At 42.5% G+C, this 3,251-nt stretch carries 4 protein-coding genes and 1 pseudogene; 1 reads left to right on the top strand and 4 read right to left on the bottom strand.

Going from position 1 to position 3,251, the window contains the following annotated elements; all coding sequences use genetic code 11:
• From ACKTR2_RS10030 to ACKTR2_RS10015, 4 genes and pseudogenes are all read right to left on the bottom strand, one after another.
• Window positions 1-307, bottom strand: a pseudogene (locus tag ACKTR2_RS10030) (TrsD/TraD family conjugative transfer protein); the annotation flags it as partial.
• Complete coding sequence (locus tag ACKTR2_RS10025) at window positions 276-638, bottom strand: conjugal transfer protein (protein WP_407884990.1); 363 nt, start codon at window positions 636-638, stop codon at window positions 276-278. The pseudogene ACKTR2_RS10030 and the gene ACKTR2_RS10025, both read right to left, overlap by 32 nt.
• Window positions 639-662: 24 nt before the next feature.
• Window positions 663-998 carry a CagC family type IV secretion system protein gene (locus ACKTR2_RS10020; RefSeq protein WP_407884988.1) on the bottom strand — a complete coding sequence of 112 codons (336 nt, stop codon included), beginning with the start codon at window positions 996-998 and terminating at the stop codon, window positions 663-665.
• 1 nt (window position 999) lies between these two features.
• On the bottom strand, window positions 1,000-1,614 hold the full coding sequence (locus tag ACKTR2_RS10015; RefSeq protein WP_407884986.1) for a hypothetical protein: 615 nt from the start codon (window positions 1,612-1,614) through the stop codon (window positions 1,000-1,002).
• Between the two features lie 354 nt (window positions 1,615-1,968).
• Here ACKTR2_RS10015 and ACKTR2_RS10010 point away from each other — a divergent pair, with 354 nt between their 5' ends.
• A complete protein-coding gene (locus ACKTR2_RS10010; RefSeq protein WP_068222268.1) occupies window positions 1,969-3,192 on the top strand; it encodes an IS110 family RNA-guided transposase in 1,224 nt (407 codons plus the stop codon).
• Window positions 3,193-3,251: the final 59 nt, after the last annotated feature.

The raw sequence follows: 3,251 nt of genomic DNA, 5'->3' as shown, positions 1-3,251 counted from the left end.
CGGGAATCGTCGTTTCTAAGAACTGTAGCGTGTCATCAACACCTTCACCCAAGGTACTCATCAGAAACGCGCCATAGTCCTCAAAGACGTCTTGCTGTTCGGTTTCATTAAGTAGATCAAGGTTGATCCCACTAACTTCCAAAATGCCAACGAGATTACCCGTTTTGGTAACTTCGTAGTTACCATACATACCCACCACCAAGCTCATGTCATCAATGGTCTCTTTGCCACCATTGATTCTAGGCGGTTGGTAATCCCAATCGAGCTTCGCTGATTTATTGGCGCTTTTGTTCTTCTTCAAACGCATTTAGTTCACCTCGCTTCTTCGGTTTTAAATAAAACAGTTTCTGACCATTGGCATAGCGACGTTTCAACTTAAAGTTATCCCGCACTTTAATATTCTTGCGTGCTGAAACTGGCCGAATTGTTAAAATAGCCATGACAATCGTCATGGCTAAGACAACAATCACAATTTTTATGAGAACTAAGATTAGTCCATAAGGTGGGATTGCGATAAAAACCAACCCAATCAAACCAGCCAGTGCCGCATAGCCAAAATCTTTTAAGGTGTAGTCTTTCCAGATTCCGTAGTCTTTATCCACGTTCTCCGGAAAAATAAATTCTTTACCTTTTTTCATTTTGGCATAGCTCCTTTTCTTTAATTATGTGAATAAGCTGTATACCCAAGGTAAGATCCAGATAATGGCCGCTGCTAAGGCCACCAAGCCAGCAACTCGGCCCACTGCATGGTAAACTTCGGATTTCTCCCGCGGGTCGTCTGCGTCAGGCATTCTTTTGATAATAATAAATAGCGCCACACAAATCCCAACTAAAACAACCAAGCCAGTTAAAATACCTTGAATCGTCTTACCAGCGCTGGTTAGCTTACTTTTAACTTCGCCACCGTCCGCCGCAAAAACAACCTGGGCGTTCATCAAGCCCAAATAAATCGCAGTAGCTCCAGTAGTTGTTAGCGCTTTCATTTTGCTGAACTTCATGTTATTCCTCCTTCCTATCGTCTTCTGATGACCGTAATTGAATTTGTTCTGCCTGCGTTTCTTCTGGCTCACGCTGATAGAACTTGTTCATTTGTTCCTCGGCAATTTGCTGGCTTGGTAATGGATCGGTGGCTAATTTGACGCGGCCGTTTTCACTCGTGGCTAAGTAATACTCTTTTTCTGACTGGCCTAATTCTTGGGTCTCTAAGACATGCAAATTATGTTCGTAACGGTCTAAGGCGTTATCAACTTCTAAGCCATAGAAACCTAAGAAGCCTTCCAGGAAACTCTCACCAAAAAAGGTCATTTCATTTTTAATTTGCTTATATTGATGAGTTGGCTTATCACTAACTAGCTTTTCGGTCTTTTTAGCATTTTGACTGTCTTGATGGCGGTTAAACCAACCACTAAGCTTTAAGGGTTCAGTTTTCAACTGGCGTTTAACGGTCTTCTTAATCATTGCTTGTCGGACTTCGTCAACTGGCTGACCGTCTTGATCTAAAATTGCTTGTAGCTGTTTTTGATCAGTTAATGCTTGGTCATCATCAACCACAATCGCCTTTTGCTCATCATGAACTAGCTTGCCATTAATACCTTGCCAGCTTTCTACTTTCATTGGATCACCTCCTCGTATTATTAAAAATGTATTCAAGTATTGACCAGCTTCGCTGTTTGGATGCTGTGTGATATTCTCTAATTGTTCATTGGATTCGGATCCAACTGGTATAGGCTTTCGCCTCCTGTAGTTTATCTACATTTTAAGAATGCCGCCCAGATGAATTGTTTAAGTTCAAACCACAAGCTGTAGTGTTAGCTGATGATTTTGATAGCTCGCGTTCTATCAAGCAGCTAGTCATTGGATGACTTGTCTACTCATAAATTGCGAGGATGTTCTGAAGATTCATAATTAGGGAGTATCACACAGCACCCAAGCCTATCCAAAATAAGAACGGAAAGGAGGTCTGAATCAATGAACTTGAATGTTGGTATTGATGTTTCAAAATTGAAGCTTGATTATTGTGGAATGGATTCAAATAAGCAAGTGTGTTTCCAAGGTGAAGTAACAAACACCCCGAAGGGGGCCGGTCATATTCGTGATGAGATTTTAAAGCGGTCTCAGCAAGCTGACCAAATTATTATCGGCATGGAAGCAACCTCAGTTTATAATTTCCACCCAACCTTGTTCTTTGAACAAGATGATCGCCTTAATCAGTTAAACGTGACTGTGGTCACCTTGAATCCTAAAGTGACGCACCGTTACAGTAAGTTATTTGATGATGATAAGACCGATACCGTTGATGCCTTTCACATTGCCGATTTCTTACGGATCGGCCGGTATCAAGTTCCGGTTACCCGCGATGAAAAGCACATCGCTTTACAACGCTTGACCCGGGAACGATACCACTTAGTCCATCAGATCAATGATTGTAAAAATCACTTTTTAAATAACCTGTACTACAAGGTGAACACCATCGATACGGTCTTGCCTACCTCAGTCTTTGGGTCAACCATGCTTAGCATTCTGAGTGATGAGAAGTATTCCCTAGATGACCTGGTTCAGATACCCTTGTCAGCCTTAACTGATGAGCTAAATCATTTATCTCATGGCCGGTTTGGCGATGCCAAAAGTGTTGCCAAAGCACTGAAGAAAGCCATTAGAAGTTCCTATCGGCTTAGCAAGACGGTTGCCGATTCCGTTGATCAAGTATTGGCCATGTACGCTAATCAGTTGCGGATGCTTAATCAACAGCTAAAGCTGTTAAATAAAAGCATTTCTGATCTGTGCTCGGTCATTTCAGGTGCAGACTCACTCCAAAGTATTCCGGGAATTGGACCAGTGTATGCGGCCGGATTACTGGCTGAAATCGGCCAAATTGACCGTTTCCCCAATGATGCTAGTCTCGCCGGCTACGCTGGCTTATCATGGCAACGCAGTCAATCAGGAAATCATGAGCGACAATTAACGCCGCGAACCAAAAGTGGTAACCAATACCTACGTTATTACTTAGTTGAAGCTGCCAACTCAGTAAGGCGCTATGATCCCACTTATGCCAGGTACTACCAGAAGAAGTTCCGGGAGGTACCAAAGTATCAACATCGTCGAGCTTGTGTGTTGACCGCTAGGAAGCTGGTTCGGTTAATTATTAATCTACTAACTGAACATAAACTGTACACGCCTCCTAAATTGGTCTAGCGCGACGAACATCGCTAACATTGCAAGTTTCTAACCAGTGAATTTTTGTACTTCACTGG

The sequence above is a fragment of the Furfurilactobacillus curtus genome (assembly GCF_045862785.1).
Classification (GTDB): Bacteria; Bacillota; Bacilli; order Lactobacillales; family Lactobacillaceae; genus Furfurilactobacillus; species Furfurilactobacillus curtus.
This window is presented reverse-complemented; position numbering and strand designations above follow the sequence as displayed.

Coding starts and splice junctions, on each gene's coding strand:
- ACKTR2_RS10020 (WP_407884988.1), bottom strand. CDS start 998: ATGAAGTTCAGCAAAATGAAAGCGCTAACAACTACTGGAGCTACTGCG.
- ACKTR2_RS10015 (WP_407884986.1), bottom strand. CDS start 1,614: ATGAAAGTAGAAAGCTGGCAAGGTATTAATGGCAAGCTAGTTCATGAT.
- ACKTR2_RS10010 (WP_068222268.1), top strand. CDS start 1,969: ATGAACTTGAATGTTGGTATTGATGTTTCAAAATTGAAGCTTGATTAT.
- ACKTR2_RS10025 (WP_407884990.1), bottom strand. CDS start 638: ATGAAAAAAGGTAAAGAATTTATTTTTCCGGAGAACGTGGATAAAGAC.